This window comes from Rhodococcus sp. 27YEA15 (assembly GCF_049739425.1).
In the GTDB taxonomy this organism is placed as follows: Bacteria; Actinomycetota; Actinomycetes; order Mycobacteriales; family Mycobacteriaceae; genus Rhodococcus_F.
On sequence record NZ_JBMHHW010000001.1, the window covers coordinates 2,483,285 to 2,508,091 of the forward strand.

Consider the following 24,807-nt stretch of genomic DNA (forward strand, 5'->3'; position numbering starts at 1 on the left):
TCGCCTCACGTGCGGTTATGTTCTAGCGAACACGCTTTTTTCACCCGCACCCTCTCGAGAAAGTGGACGCCATGCGAGCAGATCGCGGCCATCACGGTCAGCACCGCCTCGGTATGCCGAACGGCGTCCATTGCGTCGAATACCCCGAAGTTGCCCTGGCTCTCGCCGAACACCGACGAACCTGGATCACCATGCTCGTCAGCCAGGGTCGTCACAGCTTCGCGTCGATGCGCAAGCGCACTGCCGACGCCACCGCGACGTACTGGGTACCGGCGCCTACGACTGCTTAGATCCTTCGGGGCTCACTCTCGACCTTCTCGGCCACCAGTCCGCAACGACTGGTGGTCTTTTCGTTCGGCTCGACGATCGCAGGGCAGCGACGGTATCGACGCACACTCGGCCCGTACACGACGAAGAACCCCGTCCCTGCGGATGCAGGGACGGGGTTCTTCGTCAGATCTCGCTCGAGCAGATCAAGCGGTGACCCTTATGCGTTGCCGGACAGCTTCTCACGAAGTGCGGCAAGCTGCGCATCGCTGGCGAGCGATCCGCCGGCGGACTCGGCCGGAGCGGAACCGGCAACAGCGGCATCCTCGGCGTCGTCAGCGGTGGCGGTCTCCGAGGAGTAACCGGCAGCAGCGGTGGCAGCCTCAGCGGCCTCGTCTGCAGCGGTCTTCTCCATCTGAGTGGTGTGCATCTTGTGGCGACGCTCAGCCTCGGCGTAGCGGTTCTCCCACTCTTCACGCTGCTTGTCGAAGCCCTCGAGCCATTCGTTGGTCTCGGGATCGAAGCCCTCGGGGAAGATGTAGTTGCCCTGCTCGTCGTACGAGTCGGCCATGCCGTACTTGGACGGATCGAACTCGGCGTTGTAATCCTCGTTGGCCTGCTTCAGCGAGAGGGAGATACGACGACGCTCGAGGTCGATGTCGATGACCTTGACGAGTGCATCGTCGCCGACGCCGACAACCTGGTCCGGAACCTCGACGTGGCGTTCTGCCAGCTCCGAGATGTGAACGAGGCCTTCGATTCCCTCTTCGACGCGCACGAATGCACCGAACGGAACCAGCTTCGTGACCTTGCCGGGCACGATCTGTCCGATGGCGTGCGTGCGGGCGAACTGACGCCACGGGTCTTCCTGTGTTGCCTTGAGCGACAGGGAGACACGCTCGCGGTCCAGGTCGACGTCGAGAACCTCGACGGTGACCTCGGTGCCGACCTCGACAACCTCGGAGGGGTGATCGATGTGCTTCCAGGACAGCTCGGAAACGTGAACCAGACCGTCGACGCCACCCAGGTCCACGAATGCACCGAAGTTGACGATGGAGGACACGACGCCCTTGCGGACCTGGCCCTTCTGGAGCTGGTGCAGGAATTCGCTGCGAACCTCGGACTGGGTCTGCTCGAGCCATGCACGGCGCGAGAGGACCACGTTGTTGCGGTTCTTGTCGAGCTCGATGATCTTGGCCTCGATCTCCTTGCCGACGTACGGCTGGAGGTCGCGGACACGACGCATCTCGACGAGCGACGCGGGGAGGAAGCCACGAAGACCGATGTCAAGGATGAGGCCGCCCTTGACGACCTCGATGACGGTGCCCTTGACGGCCTCGTCCTTCTCCTTGAGCTCCTCGATGGTGCCCCAGGCACGCTCGTACTGAGCGCGCTTCTTCGACAGGATCAGTCGACCTTCTTTGTCCTCCTTGGTGAGGACGAGAGCCTCGACCGCATCTCCCACGGAGACGACCTCGTTGGGATCGACGTCGTGCTTGATGGAGAGCTCACGAGAAGGGATGACGCCTTCGGTCTTGTAACCGATGTCGAGCAGAACCTCGTCGCGGTCGACCTTGACGATGGTGCCTTCGACGATGTCACCATCGTTGAAGTACTTGATCGTGGCGTCGATGGCGGCGAGGAAGTCCTCGGCGGAGCCGATGTCGTTAATGGCTACCTGCGGCGAGGTGACGGTTGTGGAGGGCATATGTTGAATTGCTCCGGACGAGTTGTGGTCGGTTGATGGACTTTGTCGGACGAGATGCACCACCGAGAGTGAAACCATGTGCGATGCCCGGCCGAAGCCGGACCTCGTGCATCCGAGATGTTCCACACCGAAGTTGTGCACCACGAGCACCGCATTCAGAGCGATTTTCGATTCGAGGTAAAGACCTCGTAAGGACAATCGGTCGAAAGACAGACACTCGCGTGCATAAGACTACGCGCCGTCGTCGCAGGTGGGCAAACCCGGGTACCCTACACGCGAATCGTCGCCTCTAGTGTGTTCGTTATGTCTGACGAGCGCCATGCCGCCGCCAATTCCATTCTCGGTACCACCGGTGCCGGCCGGGTCCGCGTCGACTCCGACGCCAGCGATCGCGCCAGCCGCGCCTGGTGGGATGCCGACGCCGAGGACTACCACCGGACACACGGAGAATTTCTGGGCGTCAACAGCAGCGACGGCGAATTCGTATGGTGCCCGGAAGGCCTGCACGAAGGCGACTACCACCTGCTCGGCGACATCGTCGACAAGGACATTCTCGAGGTCGGATGCGGATCTGCTCCGTGCGCGCGCTGGCTGGCCGGGCACGGCGCACGGGCGGTCGGACTCGACATCTCGATGGGAATGCTCTCGCGCGGTCAGGCTGCTATCGACAACGGGGGCCGCGAGTGCCGCTGATCCAGGCGAGCGCGGAACGCCTGCCGTTCGCGGACGAGAGTTTCGACACGGTATGTTCGGCGTTCGGCGCGGTGCCGTTCGTCGCGGATTCGCAGCAGGTGATGAACGAGGTGGCGCGGGTGCTACGCCCGGGCGGCAAGTGGGTCTTCGCCGTCAATCATCCGATTCGCTGGATCTTCCCGGACGATCCGGGCCCGAAGGGACTGACCGCATCACTGCCCTACTTCGACCGCACCCCGTACGTGGAGGTCGACGACGACGGCGTACCCACCTACGTGGAGCATCACCGAACCGTCGGCGACCGAGTCCGCGAGATCGTCGCCGCCGGACTGGAATTACGCGACATCGTCGAACCCGAATGGCCGGAATGGCTCGATCGCGAATGGGGACAGTGGAGTCCCCTCCGCGGCCAACTCTTTCCGGGTACCGCGATCTTCAGTGCCGTCAAATCCTGACGATCACAGAAGATTCGACAGAAATGCCTTGGTCCGTTCGTGCTGCGGATCGGACAGCAAGCTCCGGGGTTCACCGGCTTCCACGACGACTCCACCGTCCATGAACACCAGCTGATCGGCAACCTCACGGGCGAAACCCATCTCGTGGGTGACGACCACCATCGTCATTCCTTCCTTGGCCAACTGCTTCATCACAGTGAGGACTTCGCCGACGAGTTCCGGGTCGAGCGCCGACGTGGGCTCGTCGAACAGCATCAGTTTGGGGTCCATCGCCAGCGCTCTGGCGATCGCAACCCGCTGCTGCTGGCCACCGGACAGCTGTGCCGGATACGCGTTGGCCTTCGCGCTCAGACCGACCTGATCGAGAAGGTCCTTCGCCCGTTCGACTGCCTTCTTCTTTCCCACCCGCTTCACCTGGGTGGGTGCCTCGATGATGTTCTCGAGGGCGGTGCGGTGTGGAAAGAGATTGAAGTGTTGGAACACCATGCCGATGTCGCGGCGCTGTTTCGCAGCCGCCCGTGGATGCAGTTCGTAGAGTTTGCCGTCCCGCTCCGAGTACCCGACGAGGTCGCCGTCGACGTACAAGCGTCCGGCATTGACCTGTTCGAGATGGTTGATACAGCGGAGAAAGGTCGACTTTCCCGAACCCGACGGCCCGACCAGGCAGAGAACCTGACCCGGATCGACCTCGAGTGACACCCCTTTCAGGACTTGAAGTGCGCCGAAGTTCTTGCAGACTCGATCGGCCTTGACCATCGGTGTCATGTTCGTTCCCCTTCGGGGGTATCCGGGTTTTCCTTCGCCCCTTCGGGGACATCCGGGGTTGCCTTCGCCCCTTCGGGGACATCCGGGATGCTCGTCGCCGGTGCACCTTTACTCTGCGCATCGGCGAGGTCCTGCAGCTGACGGGTAGTGAGAGTTCGGGTAGCGCCCTTCGAATAGTGGCGCTCGACGTAGAACTGTCCGACCATCAGCACGCTGGTCATCGCCAGGTACCAGGTGACTGCCACCATCAGAAGGGGAATCGGCTCGAAATTGGCGCCCGAGATATCCCGGGCGCGCCCGTACAATTCGGTGCTCAACGGTACCGCCGTGACCAACGAGGTGGTCTTGAGCAAGCTGATCAACTCGTTGCCGGTAGGCGGGATGATGACCCGCATCGCTTGGGGAAGAACAGTGCGACGCATGGTCTGGCCCCAGGTCATCCCCAGAGCGATCGACGCTTCGCTCTGCCCTTCGTTGACCGAACCGATTCCGGCCCGGACGATCTCGGCCATGTACGCGGCCTCGTTCAGAGCCAGGCCGATGACGGCGAACAAGAACGCGGCCTGGATCCCCTGCAAGTCGATGTGAACGAACTGGTGAACGAACGGAATTCCGAGGTCGAGACTCTTGTAGATCGACGGAAACAATCCCCAGAAGACCAGTTGGACATACACCGGGGTGCCGCGGAAGATCCACAGATACACCCACGACGTGGACTTCAGCACCGGGTTGGGCGACAACCTCATCACCGCCAGGACGACACCGAGGACGATCGCGAACGCCATCGACAACACCGTCAACTGAATGGTGACCCAGGCAGCCTTGGAAATACGCGCGTCGAACAGATACTGACGATAGGTCGGCCAGCCGAACCCGTCGTTGGTAGCCGATCCGTAGACGAAAAGCCCGACCAGCACTATCACCACGAGCGCGGTGATCCACCGGCCGGGTCGACGTAATGGGACGGCCCCGATCGGTACCGGATCACCGCTGTCGTTCGTCGTCAAGATCGACCCCTCCCCGCTTCGGTGTTGCACATTCGGTACATGAGCGAAGTATTCGCCCACACCGGGTTAGTCAACTCTGGGTTAGTCAACTCTGGGCTCCGTTGATTTTCGACTCCTCGATCACGCCTGCCTCGACGCTCCACGTCTGCGCGATCTGTCGATACACGCCGTTGTCGATCAGCAGTTGCATCGCCTTCTGCAGCGCGGGCCCCAACAGCGAGCCCTTCACGATCGGCCAACCGTACGGCGCCGATTCGAAAGGATCCCCCGCTGCTTCCAGGCGCCCCTTGCTTCGCTTGATCGCATACCCGGTGACCGGTGAATCGGCTGACAACGCATCAACGCGGCCCAGTATCACCGCGTTCGCCGCGTCGTCCTGGCTGTCGTACTTGATCTTGTCGATCGGGGGTTTCCCGGCAGCAACGCAGGCGTCGCTCTTGGCCGGGATCTCGTCGATGTCCTCGGTGGTCGTCGTCTGCACCGCGACACGCAGACCGCATGCGTTGTCGGGATCGATATTGCTTCCGGGACGCTGCGCCCATTGAATACCGGCACTGTAGTAGGTGACGAAGTCGACCGTCTTCTCACGTTCCTTCGAATCCGTGAAGGACGACATTCCCATGTCGTAGCTGCCGGACTGGATGGCCGGAATGATCTTGTCGAAGTCTGCCTGGTTGAAGACCGGTTCCACTCCCAGCACTGCCGACACCGCCTTCATGACGTCGACGTCGAAACCGACGATGTTGCCGTCCGCATCCTTGAATTCGTTGGGTGCGTAGGGAATGTTGACACCTATCTGCAGCTTTCCGGCTTCGGTGACTTTCGGCGGCAACAGCGCGGCGATCTCGGGCACCGTCTGCACCTCGAGCGCGGGACCGTCCGGCACGAGGCCCTCGTCGTTGACCACGCAGCCGCCGCACAACGCGACCACCAAGCCCACCAACAAGACTCGCAGCGCGCTGAGCACGACACCGCCACCGCGACTTCCGGGCACCTGCGTGTTTCCACCGACCACGACTCTGCTCTCCACTCACCGATCGCCGCACGTGCAACATCGACCCGAACTCCGGTGGAACGGAAGGTTACGGCAGGAGTTCGGACTGCGCCCGTTCAAAACTCCCGGCGCGTCGTACAAGAATCAGCGACGGATGGTGCGCGCGTACAGGACTTCGGCAAATTCGCTGGTCGACGCCAAGCCTCCGAGATCAGCGGTGGCCACCCCGGAACCTATCGTGGTGCGCACCGCCTCGCGAATTCGTCGAGCCGCCAAGGACAACACAGGATCCGAACGAGCCTCTCCGAGCCAATCCAGCATCATCGCGCTCGACAGGACGAGAGCGGTCGGGTTCGCTCTGTTCTTCCCGGCGATGTCAGGCGCCGCGCCATGCGCTGCCTGCGCCATGACGCGGCTTTCGGACGCGTTGATCGACGGTGCCGTTCCCAAGGATCCGGACAGTTCACCGGCCAGATCGGACAGAATGTCGCCGAACATGTTCTCGGTCACCACAACGTCGAAGTCGCCTCCTCGTCGGACCAGATGTGCGGCCATGGCGTCGACGTGCTCGTCGTCGACCACCACGTGCGGATAGTCGGCCGCCACGGTCCGGCACACATCGCGGAACAGCCCGGTGGTCAGCGTGAGGACGTTCGCCTTGTGCACGATGGTGACATGGTTGCGTCGCCGGGTCGCGAGCGCGAAGGCGGCGCGGGCAATCCGCTCACAGGCCGCCCTGGTGAACACTCCGACGGCGAGCGCTACATCTGGTGTCGGCATGAATTCGCCGCTGCCGACGACCATGTTCCGATCCGCGTACAAGCCCTCGGTGTTCTCCCGGACGATCACCAGATCCATATCGGGCACCGTGGACTTCACGCCCTCGAATGCGGCCGCCGGACGAATGTTCGCGAACAGGTCGAACTTCTTACGGATGACACCCCCTGGAGTGAGTCGATCACGAAACTCCGCCGGGTACGACGCGCTGTCGTGCGGCCCGAGTATCCAACCGGGAAGCGTTCCGAGCACGTCGAGAGTCTCCTCGGGAATCGGAGTTCCATGGGTCTCGATCGCACTGCTTCCCAACGCGAGTTCCACCCAGTCGACGGGTGGCGCGTGAACGACGGACAGAGCCGCGTCCACGATCTGCCTGGCCACCGGGACGATCTCGGCACCGATCCCGTCACCGGCCATGATCCCCAACCGCAGGGTCGAGGTGTCGATTGCGCTCACAGCTGTCATCGGTCGATCATTGCTCACCATGGTCCGGTCGGTGGAACTGCTCCTCGATCCGGTCAGTGAATCGGCGGTACCTGCCGCAGTGGGACAGACTTCGGCGGCGTCGTGGATACCGTCACTGCCTGCGTCGCCCGGCGGGTGACGAGTATGCCGGCGATCACCGCGAGCGCCCCCAGCGGCTCGTTCCAACCGATTTTTTCCCCGAGGATCACGGCCCCGAGTGCGACGCCGACCACCGGGCTCAGATACGTGACGGTGGACGCAGCAGCCGGACCCCACTCTCGCACTACGTTGGTACTCCAGATGAACGCGAGCCCTGTTCCCAGAACACCGAGGGCGGCCGTCGACAGCACCACCGCCGGTGTCAGCCGCATCGGTGTCCACGCGATGAGCGGCGACGTGAGAATCATCAGCAGAGCGGCAATGCCGATCTGCAGCAATGCCACGGCGCGGGCACCGACGCCGAGCGGAAGCAGGTAGCGCCTGAGGTAGACATACGAAACACCGTAGGCTGCAGTCGCTCCCAGGCAGGCAAGCTGCGCACTCGTGTCACCGGCGACACCCAGGTTCCACGGCGCGAGAACAACCATCACCCCGCCGAATCCCAGTAACAGTCCCGTTGCCTTGTACCGCGTCAATACTTCTCCCGGCAGATACACGAGCGAGAGAGCCATCGTCATGAGCGGTGTGGTGGCGTTGTAGATACTGGCGAGGCCCGACGACAACTGTTGCCCAGCCCAGCTGAACAACAACCACGGCACGATGCACTGCATGATCGCCAGGGCTGCCGCGTGCATCCAGACACGTCGATCCCGAGGAATTTCGATTCGACCGATCAACGCGATCGCGACCAAAGCGATTGCACCGAATACCAAGCGCCACAACACTACTTGCGTGAATGACAGACCCTCGAGCGCGATTTTGACGAAAAGGAAACTCGCTCCCCAGACAAGTGCTGTCGCACCGAACTGCAGAACTGGAACTGACCTCACAACGTGAACTCGCCGTGCGAACTCCCGTCTCGACGCGAGTCGGGGGTTCGTCCGATCAGAACCGCCACGTCGAGGGCGAGTACGACCACGATGACCAGAACGATGATGTCCATGATTCGATCATGCTGGCGCGGCAACCCGAACAACAGTGGCAGAAATGCCAACGTTCCACGAATTTCTGCCACTACTGGTTTTTTCTGCCAGACTCGGAGGCATGCTCGAAAATGTGGTTGTGCCGCTGCTACCGATGACCGAGGCCTTCGAGCTCGGTGTCGCCTGCGAGGTCTTCGGTTTCGACCGGTCGGACGATGGTCTGCCGACGTACGATTTCTCGCTGGTAGCCGCCGTGGACGAACCGATTCGAACCCGGTTCGGATACAACATCGACGTCCCTCACGACCTCGACGCTCTCGACCACGCCGATCTCATCGTGGTCACCGCCGGCGGAACCTACACCGCCGAGGACACGGGTTATCAGTGCTCGACGCGACCGGGCGCCGGTGCCGATCCCCTACTGGAAAAGCTCCGAGCTGCTGTCGATCGCGGAGCCAAGGTCGCCAGTTTGTGCACCGGAGCTTTCGTCCTGGGTGCGGCGGGGTTGCTGGACGGGCGACGATGCACCACACACTGGCGGCATGCAGCCCTTCTCGCGAAGACGTACCCGCGCGCCACCGTGGATCCGGACGTGCTGTACGTCGACGAAGACCCGGTGTTCACCAGCGCCGGAACCGCGGCGGGAATCGACTTGTGCCTGCACATCGTGCGCAAGGAACAGGGCAGTCGGGTCGCGAACGGCATCGCTCGCAGAATGGTGGTCCCGCCCCACCGCGACGGCGGGCAGGCCCAGTACGTCTGCGTCCCGCTGGCACCGATTCCGGATTCGTCGCTCGGCCCGGTGCTCGACTGGATGACAGCCAACCTTGCGGTCGATCTCACGGTCGCGGTCGTCGCGGCGCGCGCCGGCATGTCTCCCCGGACGTTCGCTCGTCGTTTCCTTGCGGAAACGGGCGCCACCCCGGCGCGTTGGCTCAACGATCAACGCGTACTGGCAGCCCAGAACCTTCTCGAGAACTCCGATTTGTCGATCGATGCCATCGCAGATCGCGTCGGATTCCACGGCGGCGCCGCGCTGCGGGAACATTTCGTACGCCTGCGCTGCACCACCCCGCAGGCGTACCGACGCACATTCCGAACCACCGTGTCGGCAAGCTGAGGGTCGGTACGGGAAGATTCACGGGGCGCTCAGCGTTGCAGGAGCGAAAGCCCGAACTATGGAAAGGACCCTCGTGGCCACCCAGACCCTCACTCAGCAGAACTTCGACGAGACGATTCAGAGCAGCGATGTCGTCCTCGTGGACTTCTGGGCCTCGTGGTGCGGACCGTGCCGCCAGTTCGCCCCGACGTTCGAAGCATCGTCCGATCAGCACCCCGACGTGGTGCATGCCAAGGTCGACACGGAAGCAGAGCAGGGCATCGCCGCTGCCGCGAACATCCGGTCGATCCCCACGATCATGGCGTTCCGTGAAGGAGTGCTCGTGTTCAACCAGGCAGGCGCTCTGCCTCCCGCCCAGCTCGAGGAACTGGTCACCCAGGTCAAGGCTCTCGACATGGACGAGGTCCGCAAGCAGATCGCGGCGCAGTCCGCCCCGGCCGAGTAGAAGAGCAGCCGAGAAAGCCGGGGCGATCGATTCGATCGCCCCGGCGTGCGTGCATCGGACTCAGTGCGCGGCGCTGTCCCAACTACGGCCGGTGCCCACCGAGACGTCGAGTGGCACCGACAGTTCGATGGCAGTGGCCATCTTGTCCTTGACCAGAGCGGTGACCTGCTCGAGTTCGGACTCGACCACTTCGAGTACCAATTCGTCGTGCACCTGAAGCAGCATGCGCGAGGTGAGCCCGGCGTCGAGAAGTCCCTGCTGGACGTTGATCATCGCGACCTTGATGATGTCGGCCGCAGTGCCCTGAATGGGTGCGTTGAGTGCGGCGCGTTCTGCCACCTCGCGGCGCTGCCGGTTGTCACTGTTGAGATCGGGAAGGTAGCGGCGACGCCCGTAGAGGGTGGAGGTGTACCCGTCCTTACGCGCCTGTTCGACCACGGCGTGCAGATAGTCACGTACTCCACCGAACCGCGCGAAGTACGCGTCCATCTGCTGCTTCGCGTCATCGGTGGAGATCTTGAGCTGCGACGCCAACCCGTAGGCACTCAACCCGTAGGCGAGGCCGTACGACATGGCCTTGACCCGACGACGTAGTTCCGGTGTGACCTCTTCGATGGGGACACCGAATGCTCGTGAACCGACGAAACTGTGCAGATCTTCGCCGGTGTTGAACGCCTCGATGAGCCCTTCGTCTCCGGACACGTGGGCCATGATGCGCATTTCGATCTGGCTGTAGTCGGCGGTGAGCAGCACGTCGAAGCCCTGACCGACGACGAATCCGTCGCGGATCTCGCGGCCTGCATCGTTGCGAACGGGGATGTTCTGCAGGTTCGGATCGGTGGACGACAGTCGGCCCGTTGCCGCGACCGTCTGATTGAAGGTGGTGTGAATCCGACCGTCCTCGGCTACCGCCTTGAGTAGCCCGTCGACGGTGACCTTCATCCGGGTCGCGTCGCGGTGCGCAAGGAGGTGTTCGAGGAACGGATGCCCGGTCTTGTCGAAAAGCCCCTGCAGGGCCTCGGCGTCGGTGGTGTACCCCGTCTTGGTCTTCTTCGTCTTCGGCATGTCGAGTTCGTCGAACAGGACTACCTGCAACTGCTTGGGTGAGCCGAGGTTGATCTGCTTGTCGATCACCGCATACGCCGAGTTGGCGGCGTCCGAGACCTGGGAGGCGAATCTGCTCTGCAGGTCGTGCAGGTGCGCGCTGTCGACGGCGATGCCGGTTGCCTCGACGTCGGCGAGGACGACCGTCAAGGGCAGTTCCATGTCCGTCAGGAGAGACTGCGACTCGATGGATTCGAGTTCGACGTCGAGGGCTGCAGCCAGGTCACGGACGGCCGACGCGCTGAGCATCGCGGTGTCGGCAGCTTCGGTATCGATCTGATCGGTATCATCGAGCAGTGAAAGTTGTTCCTGCCCTGTAGATTCAGCGCGCAGTTCACGCTTGAGATAGCGCAGTGACAGGTCGTCGAGGTTGAAGCTGCGCTGACCCGGACGGACCAGGTAGGCAGCCAGGGCGGTGTCACTGGTGAGCCCGCCGAGGGACCAGCCCCGACCACGCAGGGCGTGTATCGCCCACTTGGCCTCGTGTACCGCCTTGGGCAGAGTTGCGTCCGCCAGCCAGTCCCCTAGCGCCGCTTCGTCTTCCGGCGTCGCCGACGATGTCGATACGTAAGCGCATTCCCCGTCGGGAGCTGCAATGGCCAGGGCCGTGACGTCACCGGCGAACGGGGTACGCGTTCCCAGAACCGTGACGCCGTGGCGAGCTCCGGTTCGCGCATGAGCATCGAGCCACTGTGCCACATCGCCCGGAGCGAGCGCCTCGCCGCTGACGTCGAAACCTTCCTCTGCTTCCGGCTCGGACGAGGACAGCGTGGCGAACAGCCGATCGCGGAGCACCTTGAATTCGAGATCGTCGAAGAGCGCATGGATTTTCTCGCGATCCCACGGCGCGAGCACCAACTGCTCGGGGGTGTACGGCAATGCGACGTCGCGGATCATTTCGGTGAGCTGACGATTGAGCAGGACGTTGGCGAGATTCTCGCGCAACGAATCCCCCACCTTGCCGCGGACCTTGTCGACATTGTCGACCAGCCCCTGCAGATCGCCGTACTCGCGGATCCACTTGGTGGCGGTCTTCTCGCCGACGCCGGGGATTCCGGGCAGGTTGTCACTCGGGTCGCCACGCAACGCCGCGAAATCGGGATACTGGGCCGGAGTGAGACTGTACTTCTCCTCGACGGCGGTGGGGGTGAACCGGGTCAGATCGGAAACACCCTTCTTCGGATACAGCACCGTCACGTTGTCCGTCACCAACTGCAGCGAATCCCGGTCGCCGGTGACGACGAGAACACGGTATCCGAGCGCCTCGGCTTGCGTGGTGAGCGTCGCGATGACGTCGTCGGCCTCGAAGCCGTCTTCCGCCATCACCGGGATACCCAACGCACCCAGGACATCCTTGGTGATGTCGATCTGGCCCTTGAAATCGTCCGGCGCCTTGGCCCGCTGGGCCTTGTACTCGGGAAAGAGCTCGGCACGGAACGTCTGACGTGACACGTCGAACGCCGCTGCCAGGTGAGTCGGCTGTTCGTCACGTAGCAAGTTGATCAGCATCGACGTGAAACCGTAGACGGCATTGGTGGCCTGACCGGTGTTGGTTCTGAAGTTCTCGGCCGGCAGCGCGTAGAAAGCCCGAAAGGCGAGAGAATGCCCGTCGAGAAGCATCAGCAGCGGACGGTCGTCTTTTCCGGCGGTTGATCCGCCGACGGCGGTGGACGTGCTGGACCGAGGTGTGGTTGCAGGGCTCACGGTTCATCAGTCTAGGGAGTGCACCCGACAAGGACTCCCTTGCCGGGGTTCACAGCCGGCGCAACGCCGGATTTCGCGCACCTCGACCGTCACTTCGAGTTTTGAAACAGGACCGAAACCTCACGGCAACTCGCAGGTCCGCTCGAGCGCGAACAGAGCCGCTAGAGTCCGGAAATCACACCACCTGAACGTCGCCCGAAGCAGCCGGCCGGCTGTTTCACCCCGAGCAGTTCGGAGGATCTACGTGTCCGTAGTCCAACGGCACGATCGACCGTTCGTGCGCAGAATCGTGGCGGGTGCACTGTTCGCACTATTTGCCGTACTCGCTGCCACCGGTATGGCAGCTGCCCAGGAGTCGGCTGACCCACCTACCGGGAGCGTGCCGGTGAGCGGCACCCTCAACAACGGCGGCGCCAGGATCGCCGGAGCCACCGTCCAGGCCCTCGATGCAGCCGGTACCGAGGTGGCATCGGTTCAGTCCACCCAGAACGGTAGTTGGGAACTGGCGCTACCCCCGGGAACGTACTCATTCGGCGTCGTCGCGGACACCCTGCCACCGGGCGTGAGTGTGCAGGGGGCCGTCGTACGGGACGTGGCAGCCGGACGCGCGAACACGGTGATCTTCTCGTTCGGCGAAGTTCGTACGGCCTCTGAGGTGAGTCCGGGTGAGAAACTGCTCCGCACCACCGTCGACGGACTCCGATTCGGTCTGGTGATCGCGATCGCGGGGGTCGGCCTGAGCCTGATCTACGGAACCACGGGCTTGACGAACTTCGCACACAGCGAGATGGTCACCTTGGGTGGCGTCGCCGCCTGGGTGTTGAACACCACGTTGGGCATCCCGTTGATCCCCGCGACGGGCCTGGCGATCGTCGTCGGAATCGGTATCGGCGTCCTCGCCAACGCCGCCGTGTGGAAACCGCTACGGAAACGCAAGACGGGTCTGATCGCCCAACTGGTCGTCTCGATTGGACTGGCAATATCCGTTCGGTACTTGATCCTGATCTTCTTCTCCGACCGCTCGGAACCATTCGACGACTACCAAGGTCAGGTGGAGAAGAAGTGGGGGCCGATCGCGTTGACCGATGCCAACGCCACCGTCATGGCCGTCAGCCTGGCCGTGCTCCTCGCCGTCGCAGTTCTTCTCAGCCGCACTCGCATCGGCAAGGCCATGCGCGCCGTCGCCGACAATCGGGACCTCGCCGCATCGTCCGGCATCGACGTCGAGCGTGTCGTGATGTTCGTGTGGGCGCTCGGCGGCGGTTTGGCAGCGTTGGGCGGGGTGCTCTACGGAATTTCCGAACTCGGTGGCCGCGTGCAATGGGAGATGGGTTTCAAGCTCCTCCTCCTCATGTTCGCCGGCATCACGCTCGGCGGACTCGGAACGGCGTACGGGGCGTTGCTCGGCTGCGTGGTCGTCGGCCTCCTGGTGCAACTGTCGACACTCGTCGTCAGCCCCGACCTCAAATACGTCGGCTCACTCCTGGTCTTGATCGTCATTCTCGTCATTCGCCCGCAGGGCATCCTCGGATCACGCCAAAGGATCGGGTGACGAACATGGATATCATCGGTGCATTACAGGTTTCGTTCGCCCAGTTGATCGGGCCGTCGGCGGTTTTCTATGCTCTCCTGGCTATCGGATTGAATCTGCACTTCGGCTACGCCGGTCTGCTCAACTTCGGTCAGGTCGGATTCGCCCTGCTCGGCGGATACGGTGTCGGCATCATGACGGTGACTTATGAACAACCGTTGTGGGTAGGAATCCTCGTGGGTTTGGCTGCGGCCGGCTTGCTCGCAGTCGCCCTCGGAATACCGACCCTACGATTGCGGGCCGACTATCTCTCGATAGTGACCATTGCGGCATCGGAAATCCTTCGCCTGATATTTCGTTCCACCACAACGGATTCGGTAACCGGCTCCACCAACGGGCTCTTCGGTTTCGCCGGTCCGTTCACAGCCTGGAGTCCGTTCGATTCGTCCAAGCAGTACTCAGCTCTCGGCGTGAAGTTCTACGGCGACGATCTGTGGGCGATGCTCGTGGGGTGGACCCTGGTCGTGCTTCTCTGCGGGCTCGTGTACCTCCTCACGCACAGTCCATGGGGTCGGGTTCTCAAAGCCGTCCGGGAGGACGAGGATGCCGCGCGGGCACTGGGCAAGAACGTCTTCGTCTACAAGATGCAGGCACTGGTACTCGGTGGCGTGATCGGCGGTGCGGGCGGCATCTTCAACGCGCTGCAGACCAAATCGATCAATCCCGACTTCTACTCGACCGCGCAGACGTTCTTCGCCTTCGGAGCATTGATCCTGGGCGGTGCCGCCACGGTCTTCGGGCCGGTACTGGGCGCAATGGTCTTCTGGTTTCTGCTGGCAATACCCGATGCCTTGCTCCGGCAAGCAATTTCAGGTGACAACCCACTGCTGCCCCTGACGGAGCAGCAGGTCGGCGCAATCCGGTACGTGCTTTTGGGATTGACGATCGCACTCCTGATGGTCTTCCGGCCGCAGGGGATACTGGGAAACAAGCGAGAGGTCCAACTCAATGCGTGACGCCGAGACCAGAGCGCAGATCTTCACCGACGTGGCGCACCTGCCCGGCTCGGCGAAACCCGATCCGGTCCTCGTCGCCGACCAGATCTCACGTACCTTCGGCGGACTCAAAGCCGTCGACGTGGATCATCTCGAAATCCAACGAGGCTCCATCACCGGGCTGATCGGCCCCAACGGGGCCGGAAAGACCACCCTGTTCAACGTGCTCACGGGCTTCGACCACGCCGACACCGGGACCTGCACGTTGGACGGCCGAGCACTGTCTCGGATGCACCCCCACCAGATAGCCCGAAACGGGATGGTGCGCACCTTCCAATTGACCAAGGCGCTGTCCAAGCTGACGGTGCTCGACAACGTCCGCCTCGGCGCGAACGGTCAACGTGGCGAACACATGATGACGGCGTTGCTGCCGTGGACCTGGCGAGCACAGGAACGGGACGTCACCGACCGCGCCCACGATCTTCTCCAACGGTTCACCCTGGACACCAAATCCGGCGACCTCGCCGGATCACTGTCCGGCGGCCAACGCAAGCTCCTGGAGATGGCCAGAGCACTGATGACCCGGCCTTCGGTGGTGATGCTGGACGAGCCGATGGCCGGGGTGAATCCGGCACTCACCCAGAGCCTGCTCGGCCACATCATGTCCCTCCGCGACGACGGCATGACCGTGGTGTTCGTCGAGCACGACATGGACGTCATCCGTGAGATCAGCGACTGGGTAGCGGTGATGGCGCTGGGCAGCGTCATCGCCGAGTCGACCCCGGACGAGCTGTCCGGCAATCCGGCGGTGGTCGACGCCTATCTGGGCGCCCATCACGATCAGGCCCTCGAGTTCGACGACGAGGGAAACCCGATCGGAGAAACGGCCGCCCTCGCGGCCGAACTGTTCGTGGACGAATCGACCGGAAGGCATCAGGCATGACTGCCGATTTCGACGCTACCGCAGAGCAACACCGACAGCTTTCGGCAGGAGCGTTACTACGGGCGGACACCCTCGTGGCCGGCTACGTCCCCGGTGTCGACATTTTGCGAGGCTGCAACCTCTACCTGCGAGAAGGCGAAATCGTCGCGGTCATCGGCCCTAACGGTGCCGGAAAATCCACCCTGCTCAAATCGCTGTTCGGTCTGATTCCCATCCGAGGCGGCGCGGTGACGCTGCGGGACGACGACATCACCGCCCAACCGGCACACGTTCTCGTCAAGAAGGGGGTCGGCTACGTCCCACAGACGCAGAATGTGTTTCAGTCGTTGACCATCGAGGAGAACCTTCAGATGGGAATCTATCTGCGGCCCAAGTCCTTTGACACGCGATTCGCGTTCGTCAGCGAGCTCTTTCCGCTGCTGAGCGATCGCCGCGGCGTCAAAGCCGGGGCACTCTCCGGCGGCGAACGCCAAATGGTGGCCATGGGACGCGCACTGATGATGGATCCGTCGGTGCTGCTGCTCGACGAGCCGTCCGCCGGCTTGTCGCCGATGTACCAGGACGAGGTTTTCATCCGCTGCAAGAAGATCAACGCGGCCGGAGTGTCCATCGTGATGGTCGAGCAGAACGCGCGTCGCTGCTTGCAGATCTGCGATCGAGGATACGTACTCGACCAGGGCACGAACGCCTATACCGCGTCCGGTACCGCACTGATGACCGATCCCAAGGTTGTCGAGCTCTATCTCGGAACTCTCGCCGGGAGCAAGGAGAAGTGAGCGAGGACCCCACCGGGGTCCTCGCTCACCGTCCTGCGACTACTTGCGCACCACCACATACCCTTCGGTGGTCAATGTGTTGTCGGGACCGAACTTCAACTTGCCGTACGAGCCGACCGACGGCTCACCCGCAGGCGTGAACGCCAGGGCTCCGGTGATACCGGCGTACGCGATACTCGTGCCCGCCTGAACCAGGGGTAGACACTCTGCATACGAGGCGCATTTGGTACTGCCGTTGGTGACGCTGTCGATGTTGGCGGCGATGTCGGTACCGGCCGTCGACTTGGCCTGCGCTGCCGCGAGCGCCGAGATCACGACGGCATCGTAGGACTCGCCACCGTAGTTGAAGTCGATCAGCGCCGGATTGACGCCTTTGAGCCGGTCCTGGAAGGCGGGCCCCACATCCGTCAACGGCGTCGTGCCTTGCATGGTGTCGAGAAGCGGTTTGGCCACCGCCTCACCCAGCGCGTTACCCATGTTGCCGTCCACGCCGTACACGGCCTTTCCGTCGGACGGACCGATTCCCACCTCGTGCATGCGCGTGATGATCTTCGCCGACTCGTCGAAACCGATCACCGCTATCGCATCAGGGTTGAAATCCTTGACCTGATCGACTTCCGCATTGAACGACTGCGCATTGGGGTCGTAGATGATCTTGTCGATCTGATCCGAAGCCACACCGGAGTCCGTCAAGTCCTTCTCGAGATTGGTGGCCAGGCCGGTTCCGTACGGATCGTTGAGCGCCAGGACGGCGACCCGCTGGTGCCCGTCGTCGGAGATCAGCTGCGAGAGCGCCTGCGCCTGAAGCACGTCCGTCGGGGCGGTGCGGAAGTACATGCCCTTGTCCGGATAGCAGACGAACTGGTCGGAGGTGTTGGCCGGGGAGAACATCACTACTGCGGCACTGGAAATCTTGTCGATGACCTTCAGCGACACCGCTGACGACGCCGCCCCCACGATCACCTGCGTACCGGCCGAGAGTTCGCGGTCGACCGTCGTATTGGCCGTATCGGTGGTGGTGTCTCCCGAATCTCCCGCATCGAGCTGAACCGGCGCTCCGAGGACTCCGCCCGCCGCATTGACGTCGCCGACAGCCAACTGCACCGCCGCCACCATCGGCGGGCCCAGAAACGCCAGACTGCCGGTGTCCGGGAGCAGAGTGCCCAGACGCAACGGCTCCGTGGACGGAGTGGCCTTGGCGGTGGCCTTGTCCGGGGTGCAGTCGGTGGTGACCGTCGTGGCCGCAGCCGACGCCGAGCTACTCGACGCCGTATTGTCGGAATTGTTCGAGCTACAGCCTGCCAGTGCCAGCGACGCTACGCCGAGAACTGCGGCGGTACGCACGAGTGTTCGTCCAGCCATCCCACGCTCCTTCGATCAGCCGGTGCCGGCGCCGACTGATCCGGCGCCCGCTGTGGGACTTGACGCTAGACCTCGATGTTGCGTTGCGATCGCTGCGGAAAGGCGGTTGACGCGACTGTCATCCGAAGGTAGTCAGTGTTAACACGGCACTTGCGATCCGCGACATTCGCGATGACGCCTCGTCAACTCTCGGCCGGATCACCGCCGAGCGTTTCGAGCACAACTTCGGCCACGGACTTCATGGTTGAACGACGATCCATTGCGGCGCGTTGAATCCACTTGAACGCTTCGGGCTCCGTGAGCGCCTGACGAACCATCAACACACTCTTGGCCCGTTCGATCAGCTTCCTGGTCTCGAGGCGATCCGCCAGATCTGCAACTTCGCGCTCGAGCGCAGTCACCTCCCGGAACCGACTGACGGCAAGTTCGACTGCAGGCACCAGATCACTGATGGAGAACGGTTTCACCAGATACGCCATCGCACCCGCATCTCGTGCCCGCTCCACCAATTCGCGTTGACTGAACGCTGTGAGAATTACCACAGGTGCAATTCTCTTGGCTGCGATCTCCGAAGCCGCGTCGATACCGTCCCGCCTGGGCATTTTGACGTCCATGATCACCAGATCAGGCCTGAGTTCTTCTGCCAACTCCACGGCAACCTGTCCGTCGCCCGCCTCGCCGACGACGTCGTACCCCTCCTCGCGAAGCATTTCGACGAGGTCCATGCGAATCAGCGCTTCGTCCTCCGCGACCACAACACGACGGGGAATCTGCTGATTGCCTTGCGGCTGCGGCGAATTCATGGCCACCATCCTCCTCGATCGAACCGCCCCGAGGCGAGGCGCGAACATTAAGAGGGTACCGGTGCTTGACTCTGAAAACGCATCTTCTAATGTAGTCATCGCAACAAGCCCTCGTATCCCAATTGGCAGAGGAAACGGATTCAAAACCCGTGCAGTGTGAGTTCGAGTCTCACCGAGGGCACCAGCACCGAGAAGGCCGTCGTGTCAGGCGGCTCCGATCACCGACGTATGTCGAGTTCATCGTGGCACCTCTGCGCGAGCCGGCTGAATCGACCGGTGCGCCAGCACTGCGGCGGTCACGGCGTGGTCGAGAAGAACAGCCACCGTCATCGGCCCGACCCCCGCCGGGCACCGGAGTGATCAGCGCAGCGGAGTTCGGACGCTTACCGATACTCGACGTCTCCGACTCCGCCCGGGTCGTACCCCGCGTCGACGACCACCGCTCCCGGCCTGACCCCATCGCCTTCGACCAGTTCCGGCACTCCCACCGCCGCTATGACGATGCCTGCTCCCCCGGTGAGCTTCGAGATCCTCGGTGTGTGAATGGCAGTACGTGACGGTGACGTCTCGCCGCAGCAACATCGCCTCGGCCGACAACCGGAGGATCGGACTTCGTCCCACGACGACTGCGTTGGCACCGGCCAACCGGACACCCACCGAATCGAGCAAGCGGAGTATCGCACTCGGCGTCCACGATTCGAACAACCGCCCGGTCAGTGTCATCGACGCGAACGACGCCGAGGTGACACCGTCGACGTCCTTGGCCGGTGCTGTCGAATCGAATGCGGCGCGTTCGTCGATATGGCTCGGCACGCGATGTTGCAACAGGATTCCGTCCACCAGCGGATCAGCCGACAAATCTTCGAGGACCGCCATGGTCGTCGTGGCCGGCCACTCGATCACCCGGGACGCAATGCCGACAGTTGCGCATCTGCGTGCTCTCATCGCCACGTACGCGCGCGAGGCCGGGTCCGATCCCACGACGACTGCAGCAAGGCACGGGACGTGCGCCGTACGCGCAGTGCACTGTTCTACCTCCGCAGCCGTATCGGCGGCGATGACCGCTGCTGCCGTCTTGCGGCCGTCGATGATCCGAGCGGGCACAGGCACTCCTTGACACGTGGTGCGTCAAGCACCCAGGCGGACGACGCCTCGCGATATGCACTCTCCGGTGGTCGGACTCACCTACCCCAGTCGTGTGCACTCACAGCAGCGCACATCGCCCTGTCGCGTGGAGTGATGTCTCGAGGTTTCGCAGGCGGTGGTTTGGCACCACAGGGTTCGAACGTCAGTGAAAGTCGCTGATCTGCCCCAACATCGAACGTAGCGCGTCGACTTCTACAGCCAAGGCCGCACGTCCGCCGTCTGTGATGGTGAGCCACGAGCGCGCTCGACGCCCGTTGTACGTCCTCCGCACGCAGATGTATCCCGCGGTGAGGAGAACGTCGAGGTGGCGACCGAGATTTCCGTCGGTCAGTTCCAACGTCGATCGCAGGAAACCGAAGTCGACCTCCACGCCGCCGGCCAGTATCGACAGAATTGCCAGGCGCGCCTTCTGATGCACTGTGTCGTCGAGCTGCAGGTATGGGTGACTGGATGAACTAGGCTGCACGAGAGTTGATCTCACGATTCTCTCGAAGGAAGCTGTCGCCGCCGAGTGCCAGGACCAGCACCGCGACAGGTCCGGTCGTCACAGTCGCGATCCGCGTCACGAGTTCGACGGTATCGAATCCCACATACCTGGCGAGGAGTTCAGGCGCCGTGCCGATTCCGTACACAGCCAGTACCGATCCGGTGATCCAGATACGCCGAGATTGCTCACGCCATCCGATCAAGACGAACCCGGCCCCGATGATCGTCAACGGCCCCAATACCGCCGAACCGAGCATGACGTATCCGAGGCCGAGGACCGACGCCACCGCCAAGGCGCCGTAGCCGATTCGCACTCCCCGCACTCCGGTGCGCCACGAGCGCCATGCCGTCACCGCCCACACCGCACTGAATGTCGCCGCGACCACTACCCCGGCGAACAACGATGCGGTACCGATTTCGTTGGTCAATCCGGATGCCGCGACCGTCGCGACGGCGAGTCCGATCACGATCAGATTAGTCGATTCCACTCTTCGGGACGATCGTACGGCCCGCGCGATCGACGATTCGGTCCAGTACGTCTGCTGGGTGGTCGACATAGAGCCCACTCTGTCTTACAGAGTAAAGAAATGTCAACGGCGCTTGTCCGGTGTAGCGGAAGCAAGCGTGCGGCCGCAGCCGAAACCCCCGCGAGAACGTTCACGCACCAGATCAGGAATCATCGTCGCGATGGCCCCGAGAGCCAGGACAACCCCGATCCACAGCGGCGCTCGCAATCCGGCGACGTGAATTCCTACACCGCCCAGCGCCGAGCCGATGACGACGCCGAATGTGATCATCGACGAGTGCACGGTGTTGACCAGGGCACCGGCGTTTCCACTACGTTGAACTCGCGTCACCAGGGCCGGGTTCATGGTGACACCCACTAGCCCGATACCGAGCATCGCCGGAATCGCCGCCCACGGATTCTGAGCAGCTACCGCAAAGACTGCCAAGAAGGCCGCACTCAGCGTTGTGCCGACTACCAGAGTGGCCGTGGTGAAACGATCGGCCAGCCGCCCGACCAACGCGTTTCCGACCACGGTCACGGCTCCGTACACCACCAGCAGAGCCGGAATGGCACCCAGGCCGATTCCGGTCTTCTCGGTCAGAATCGGCGTGAAGTACGAGAATCCCGCGAACGCAGCACTGATGACGAGGGTGGACGTGCTCATCACCGCCCACAACCGTCGACTGCGAAACACTCCCAACTCGCTGCGAAGGTTCTGAATTTCCTTCGGTTCCGTCTCCACCAGCGGAACGAACCGTGCGGTCGCCACTGCGGCGACGACGGTCAGCACCCCGATTCCGGCGAACGCTGCACGCCATCCCCACAATCCGCCGATCCAGGTCGCGAGCGGAAGCCCCAGGGTGGTGCCGAGCATCAGTCCTTGCAGAGCGGTCGCGGTTGCCCGAACCCGCAGTGTCGGGGACACCGCCTGGCCCGCCGCAGTGATGGCGACGCCGAAGAATGCACCCGATGCGGCACCGGTGACGAGGCGCGCGAGGAGAAGGACCGAGTACGTAGGTGCCACGGCGGCAAGGAGGTTGCCCGCCAAGAACACCGCGAACAACACGAGCAATGCGCGTCGGGGTGGCCATTCGAGCAACAACATGGTGAGCAGCGGTCCACCGATTGACATTGCCAGGGCGAAAGCTGTGACGAGATAACCTATGTGCGACACGTCGACGTGGAGCCCCGTGGCAAGTTGAGGCATGAGACCACTGACGGTGAACTCACTGGTGACCATCGCGAATATTCCGGCGGCGAGTATGTAGACGACTTTCGGCACAGGGCCGTCCTTTCAGTTATGTATTTTCAAATACAAATTGCGGGCAGGTCAAGACAACGGTTCCGACATCGACCGCTAGTCGATCGCGAAGAGTGTGCGTATCCCGTCATGAGCGACACGGCCCAGAACCGAACTCGGCGCACCGGCCGCCGCACTGACGCGGATGCCGGAGATCACGGTCACAACTTGCCATGCGGCCTCGAGCGGCGTGACCTCCGCGACGATGGAACCGTCGGCCTGACCGCTACGAACACAGTCCTCGAGAGTCCCGAGCCGATGCCGCAGATCACGATCGAGAACGTCCGCTATGCGCGAGTCACGCGCCAGAAGGTCGGGCGTCATCACGGTACCTACCGTCATGCATCCGGCAGCATGATGCCCCTTCGCGGAATCGGCCTCCTCGGCGAGGATCAGATCCAGAAGCATCGTCAGACGCTCTGCACCGGTGGCGTCCGACGTGGCGAGAACATCGGCCTGGCGCTGCGCCGTGGTGATCGTGTATCGCTCGAGCGTCCGCACGAACAATTCCTCCTTGGAGACGAACGTGTTGTACAAGGTGCTACGACCGACACCTGCGGCGTCGCAGAGTTGCTCGGTCGAGGTGTCGGCAAACCCGTGCACTCGGAACTCACGGGCGGCAGCGTCGAGAACCGCTGATTCGTCGAACTTGCGTGGCCTACCCATGTACACCGACCTCCGAAGAACTATTCAGTACCGACAGACAGTTCAGTACCGACAGACAGTGACACCTTTCCACGCGCGAGCAGCGAGTCCGCAGCCCCGTCGACGATCTGCTCCCAACCGCCCACGTCACGAGCATGTACCACGAGTCGGCCGTCGGCGATCAGATCGAGCAGAAGTTCGAGATCCGCACCGGCAACCCCGTAGTCCCCGTACGTCAGAACATCCAGCCCCTTGGCGATCACGGCATCCGTGTCCACCTCGGCGTCCGATCCACCGGCGCTACCGATCGACAACACCGATCCACCGGACTTGATCACAGGCAGCAGAGCCGAAAGCACCTCACCGCCCACTGTGTCGATCACCGCATCGTAGGTTCGATCACCTGACAGTTCCGCCACCGTCTCGATAGAACCTGGTGGAATTCCGTTGCCCTCGAGCCATTGTCGACCGTCGTCGTCTCTGACGACCGCCGTGACCTCGGCTCCGACATCGGAAGCCAACTGGACGACGAGATGTCCCACGCCGCCAGTGGCCCCGGTTACCGCCACCGAAGTACCGGATCCGATCCCGAGGCCCCGAACCGAGCGAAGCGCTGTCAGACCGGCAACCGGCAACGACGAGGCCATCAGATCCGAAACCCCGACGGGCACCTTCGCCACATTGGCGTGATCCACAAGGCGATACTGCGCCCAGGCCCCGGAGAAACCCCACGTCACGACCGGTGTTCCGGCAGCAGGACCGACACCGTCCGCACTGGTTTCGACGACGATACCGTAGGCATCCCATCCGACCGCGACACCGGCGTCCCAACCGAAGGTGAGTTCACCTCGATTGAGAGAGACTCGCCGCACCGCGACCACCACGTCGCTGTCGGTCGCCCGCTGCGGCCACGCCGACTCCACGAAGCGAAATTTCTTCCCGTCGGACTCGATTGCCCGCATTCGACGACTCACACGCGTCCTCCATCTTCGATGTCCGACCACACACTAACACTTTTTGTATTCTGAAATACAAATCGCTCGTGATCGGTATCGATTCCAGAACATTGCAGCTCGATCCAGACCACTCGTATAGTGATTCACATCACCAAGGTGTCGACCTGGCGTGATGGTGACCGTCTGACCTGCACCTGCTCCGTCCCCATCGCAAAAATGGCACCATGGTTGACAACCGCACGGGCACCGACAGTGGAGGCACCGATGGACAACGGAACGATCAATCTGACATACGACGGACGAGTAGCTACCAGTTTTCGACTCGCCACGACGCACTCACCGGTTCAGGTATGGAAGGTCATCACCGCCCGCGAGTACCTCGACGTGTGGTTCCCGGCCGAAGTGGACCTCGATGTCCGACCCGGGACCGAACTTGCCTTCAAGGCAACTCCCCGACAGATTCAGCGGCACGGAACCGATATCCGACACCTCACGCACGGCACGATGATCAGCGTTCACCCACACCACATTCTGGAGTACCTCTGGGAAGGTGACACTCTGCACTGGGAACTGGCACCGAACGGAACCGGTGGCTGTTGGCTCACCTTCACCCATACAGTCGAGAACGAAGAGTCTGCCCGCGAACACGCGTCCGGCTGGCATGCGGGCCTGGAAGTTGTTGCAGCCCAACTCGATGATCAGGCAATCGATTGGTCGCCGTGGGACCGTGCCGACGAACTCTCGGCGCAGTACCGCATATCAGCCTGAGA

At 62.7% G+C, this 24,807-nt stretch carries 24 protein-coding genes, 1 tRNA gene and 1 pseudogene; 10 read left to right on the top strand and 16 right to left on the bottom strand.

The features are described from left to right. Window positions 1-71: 71 nt before the first annotated feature. Window positions 72-290 (top strand): hypothetical protein, encoded by a 219-nt coding sequence (locus ABH922_RS11425; protein ID WP_424807031.1) that lies wholly within the window; start codon window positions 72-74, stop codon window positions 288-290. A 197-nt stretch (window positions 291-487) separates the two neighbouring features. On the opposite strand, the gene rpsA is transcribed toward ABH922_RS11425, so the two are convergent. Continuing rightward, complete coding sequence (rpsA, locus tag ABH922_RS11430) at window positions 488-1,975, bottom strand: 30S ribosomal protein S1 (protein ID WP_424807032.1); 1,488 nt, start codon at window positions 1,973-1,975, stop codon at window positions 488-490. Window positions 1,976-2,278: 303 nt separating this feature from the next. Here rpsA and ABH922_RS11435 point away from each other — a divergent pair. Continuing rightward, window positions 2,279-3,123: pseudogene (locus ABH922_RS11435) on the top strand (class I SAM-dependent methyltransferase). Between the two features lie 3 nt (window positions 3,124-3,126). On the opposite strand, the gene ABH922_RS11440 reads toward ABH922_RS11435, so the two are convergent. The 6 genes from ABH922_RS11440 to ABH922_RS11465 all read right to left on the bottom strand — a co-directional run bounded on the left by ABH922_RS11440 (window position 3,127) and on the right by ABH922_RS11465 (window position 8,305). Then, entirely contained in the window at window positions 3,127-3,888 is a 762-nt protein-coding gene (locus tag ABH922_RS11440; protein WP_424807033.1) for an amino acid ABC transporter ATP-binding protein, read from the bottom strand. Further along, a complete protein-coding gene (locus tag ABH922_RS11445; protein WP_424807034.1) occupies window positions 3,885-4,895 on the bottom strand; it encodes an amino acid ABC transporter permease in 1,011 nt (336 codons plus the stop codon). The genes ABH922_RS11440 and ABH922_RS11445 overlap by 4 nt, the downstream gene beginning before the upstream one ends. 85 nt (window positions 4,896-4,980) lie before the next feature. Next, window positions 4,981-5,862 carry an ABC transporter substrate-binding protein gene (locus tag ABH922_RS11450; protein ID WP_424809638.1) on the bottom strand — a complete coding sequence of 294 codons (882 nt, stop codon included), beginning with the start codon at window positions 5,860-5,862 and terminating at the stop codon, window positions 4,981-4,983. Between the two features lie 171 nt (window positions 5,863-6,033). Beyond that, on the bottom strand, window positions 6,034-7,131 hold the full coding sequence (locus ABH922_RS11455) for an isocitrate/isopropylmalate dehydrogenase family protein (RefSeq protein ID WP_424807035.1): 1,098 nt from the start codon (window positions 7,129-7,131) through the stop codon (window positions 6,034-6,036). Between the two features lie 53 nt (window positions 7,132-7,184). Further along, window positions 7,185-8,120 (bottom strand): DMT family transporter, encoded by a 936-nt coding sequence (locus ABH922_RS11460; RefSeq protein WP_424807036.1) that lies wholly within the window; start codon window positions 8,118-8,120, stop codon window positions 7,185-7,187. Beyond that, window positions 8,117-8,305, bottom strand: coding sequence for a hypothetical protein (locus ABH922_RS11465; RefSeq protein WP_424807037.1), 189 nt, complete (start codon window positions 8,303-8,305; stop codon window positions 8,117-8,119). Before ABH922_RS11465 ends, ABH922_RS11460 begins: the two co-directional genes overlap by 4 nt. A 29-nt stretch (window positions 8,306-8,334) precedes the next feature. Here ABH922_RS11465 and ABH922_RS11470 point away from each other — a divergent pair, with 29 nt between their 5' ends. Both ABH922_RS11470 and trxA read left to right on the top strand, forming a co-directional pair. Then, window positions 8,335-9,333: a helix-turn-helix domain-containing protein gene (locus ABH922_RS11470; RefSeq protein ID WP_424807038.1), complete on the top strand. Its 999-nt coding sequence runs from the start codon at window positions 8,335-8,337 to the stop codon at window positions 9,331-9,333. A 73-nt stretch (window positions 9,334-9,406) separates the two neighbouring features. After that, window positions 9,407-9,778, top strand: coding sequence for a thioredoxin (trxA, locus tag ABH922_RS11475; protein ID WP_424807039.1), 372 nt, complete (start codon window positions 9,407-9,409; stop codon window positions 9,776-9,778). 60 nt (window positions 9,779-9,838) lie between these two features. Here trxA and polA read toward each other — a convergent pair whose 3' ends face one another. Continuing rightward, entirely contained in the window at window positions 9,839-12,586 is a 2,748-nt protein-coding gene (polA, locus tag ABH922_RS11480) for a DNA polymerase I (RefSeq protein ID WP_424807040.1), read from the bottom strand. A 337-nt stretch (window positions 12,587-12,923) separates the two neighbouring features. On the opposite strand from polA, the gene ABH922_RS11485 reads away from it, so the two are divergent. Genes ABH922_RS11485 through ABH922_RS11500 form a run of 4 tightly spaced genes read left to right on the top strand, consistent with a single transcriptional unit; the run spans window position 12,924 to window position 16,831 of the window. After that, window positions 12,924-14,138 carry a branched-chain amino acid ABC transporter permease gene (locus tag ABH922_RS11485; protein WP_424809639.1) on the top strand — a complete coding sequence of 405 codons (1,215 nt, stop codon included), beginning with the start codon at window positions 12,924-12,926 and terminating at the stop codon, window positions 14,136-14,138. A 5-nt stretch (window positions 14,139-14,143) separates the two neighbouring features. Continuing rightward, window positions 14,144-15,133 carry a branched-chain amino acid ABC transporter permease gene (locus ABH922_RS11490; protein WP_424809640.1) on the top strand — a complete coding sequence of 330 codons (990 nt, stop codon included), beginning with the start codon at window positions 14,144-14,146 and terminating at the stop codon, window positions 15,131-15,133. Next, the gene (locus ABH922_RS11495) at window positions 15,126-16,055 is read left to right on the top strand and encodes an ABC transporter ATP-binding protein (protein ID WP_424807041.1); all 930 of its coding nucleotides are present in this window, start codon (window positions 15,126-15,128) and stop codon (window positions 16,053-16,055) included. The genes ABH922_RS11490 and ABH922_RS11495 overlap by 8 nt, the downstream gene beginning before the upstream one ends. Further along, complete coding sequence (locus tag ABH922_RS11500) at window positions 16,052-16,831, top strand: ABC transporter ATP-binding protein (RefSeq protein ID WP_424807042.1); 780 nt, start codon at window positions 16,052-16,054, stop codon at window positions 16,829-16,831. The genes ABH922_RS11495 and ABH922_RS11500 overlap by 4 nt, the downstream gene beginning before the upstream one ends. Before the next feature lie 39 nt (window positions 16,832-16,870). Here the strand turns inward: ABH922_RS11500 and ABH922_RS11505 are convergent, their stop codons facing one another. Both ABH922_RS11505 and ABH922_RS11510 read right to left on the bottom strand, forming a co-directional pair. Next, window positions 16,871-18,193, bottom strand: a complete 1,323-nt coding sequence (locus tag ABH922_RS11505) for an ABC transporter substrate-binding protein (protein WP_424807043.1) — start codon at window positions 18,191-18,193, stop codon at window positions 16,871-16,873. 182 nt (window positions 18,194-18,375) lie between these two features. Beyond that, entirely contained in the window at window positions 18,376-19,005 is a 630-nt protein-coding gene (locus ABH922_RS11510; RefSeq protein ID WP_424807044.1) for an ANTAR domain-containing response regulator, read from the bottom strand. 98 nt (window positions 19,006-19,103) lie between these two features. On the opposite strand from ABH922_RS11510, the gene ABH922_RS11515 reads away from it, so the two are divergent. Further along, window positions 19,104-19,180: transfer RNA gene (locus tag ABH922_RS11515), tRNA-Leu, on the top strand. A 176-nt stretch (window positions 19,181-19,356) separates the two neighbouring features. Here the strand turns inward: ABH922_RS11515 and ABH922_RS11520 are convergent. The 6 genes from ABH922_RS11520 to ABH922_RS11545 all read right to left on the bottom strand — a co-directional run bounded on the left by ABH922_RS11520 (window position 19,357) and on the right by ABH922_RS11545 (window position 24,055). Then, the gene (locus ABH922_RS11520) at window positions 19,357-20,100 is read right to left on the bottom strand and encodes a tetrahydrofolate dehydrogenase/cyclohydrolase catalytic domain-containing protein (protein ID WP_424807045.1); all 744 of its coding nucleotides are present in this window, start codon (window positions 20,098-20,100) and stop codon (window positions 19,357-19,359) included. A 184-nt stretch (window positions 20,101-20,284) separates the two neighbouring features. Then, complete coding sequence (locus ABH922_RS11525; protein WP_424807046.1) at window positions 20,285-20,608, bottom strand: transcriptional regulator; 324 nt, start codon at window positions 20,606-20,608, stop codon at window positions 20,285-20,287. Then, the gene (locus ABH922_RS11530) at window positions 20,598-21,185 is read right to left on the bottom strand and encodes a hypothetical protein (RefSeq protein ID WP_424807047.1); all 588 of its coding nucleotides are present in this window, start codon (window positions 21,183-21,185) and stop codon (window positions 20,598-20,600) included. The genes ABH922_RS11525 and ABH922_RS11530 overlap by 11 nt, the downstream gene beginning before the upstream one ends. A gap of 33 nt (window positions 21,186-21,218) precedes the next feature. Continuing rightward, a complete protein-coding gene (locus ABH922_RS11535) occupies window positions 21,219-22,418 on the bottom strand; it encodes an MFS transporter (protein WP_424807048.1) in 1,200 nt (399 codons plus the stop codon). A gap of 75 nt (window positions 22,419-22,493) precedes the next feature. Continuing rightward, window positions 22,494-23,102, bottom strand: a complete 609-nt coding sequence (locus ABH922_RS11540; protein WP_424807049.1) for a TetR/AcrR family transcriptional regulator — start codon at window positions 23,100-23,102, stop codon at window positions 22,494-22,496. A 20-nt stretch (window positions 23,103-23,122) separates the two neighbouring features. Beyond that, window positions 23,123-24,055 carry a zinc-binding dehydrogenase gene (locus ABH922_RS11545; protein WP_424807050.1) on the bottom strand — a complete coding sequence of 311 codons (933 nt, stop codon included), beginning with the start codon at window positions 24,053-24,055 and terminating at the stop codon, window positions 23,123-23,125. A 246-nt stretch (window positions 24,056-24,301) separates the two neighbouring features. Here ABH922_RS11545 and ABH922_RS11550 point away from each other — a divergent pair, with 246 nt between their 5' ends. Then, window positions 24,302-24,805 carry an SRPBCC domain-containing protein gene (locus ABH922_RS11550; protein WP_424807052.1) on the top strand — a complete coding sequence of 168 codons (504 nt, stop codon included), beginning with the start codon at window positions 24,302-24,304 and terminating at the stop codon, window positions 24,803-24,805. The last annotated feature ends 2 nt before the right edge of the window (window positions 24,806-24,807 follow it).

Coding starts and splice junctions, on each gene's coding strand:
- ABH922_RS11425 (WP_424807031.1), top strand. CDS start 72: ATGCGAGCAGATCGCGGCCATCACGGTCAGCACCGCCTCGGTATGCCG.
- rpsA (WP_424807032.1), bottom strand. CDS start 1,975: ATGCCCTCCACAACCGTCACCTCGCCGCAGGTAGCCATTAACGACATC.
- ABH922_RS11440 (WP_424807033.1), bottom strand. CDS start 3,888: ATGACACCGATGGTCAAGGCCGATCGAGTCTGCAAGAACTTCGGCGCA.
- ABH922_RS11455 (WP_424807035.1), bottom strand. CDS start 7,131: ATGACAGCTGTGAGCGCAATCGACACCTCGACCCTGCGGTTGGGGATC.
- ABH922_RS11470 (WP_424807038.1), top strand. CDS start 8,335: ATGCTCGAAAATGTGGTTGTGCCGCTGCTACCGATGACCGAGGCCTTC.
- ABH922_RS11485 (WP_424809639.1), top strand. CDS start 12,924: ATGGCAGCTGCCCAGGAGTCGGCTGACCCACCTACCGGGAGCGTGCCG.
- ABH922_RS11490 (WP_424809640.1), top strand. CDS start 14,144: ATGGATATCATCGGTGCATTACAGGTTTCGTTCGCCCAGTTGATCGGG.
- ABH922_RS11495 (WP_424807041.1), top strand. CDS start 15,126: ATGCGTGACGCCGAGACCAGAGCGCAGATCTTCACCGACGTGGCGCAC.
- ABH922_RS11500 (WP_424807042.1), top strand. CDS start 16,052: ATGACTGCCGATTTCGACGCTACCGCAGAGCAACACCGACAGCTTTCG.
- ABH922_RS11505 (WP_424807043.1), bottom strand. CDS start 18,193: ATGGCTGGACGAACACTCGTGCGTACCGCCGCAGTTCTCGGCGTAGCG.
- ABH922_RS11510 (WP_424807044.1), bottom strand. CDS start 19,005: ATGGTGGCCATGAATTCGCCGCAGCCGCAAGGCAATCAGCAGATTCCC.
- ABH922_RS11530 (WP_424807047.1), bottom strand. CDS start 21,185: ATGTCGACCACCCAGCAGACGTACTGGACCGAATCGTCGATCGCGCGG.
- ABH922_RS11540 (WP_424807049.1), bottom strand. CDS start 23,102: ATGGGTAGGCCACGCAAGTTCGACGAATCAGCGGTTCTCGACGCTGCC.
- ABH922_RS11550 (WP_424807052.1), top strand. CDS start 24,302: ATGGACAACGGAACGATCAATCTGACATACGACGGACGAGTAGCTACC.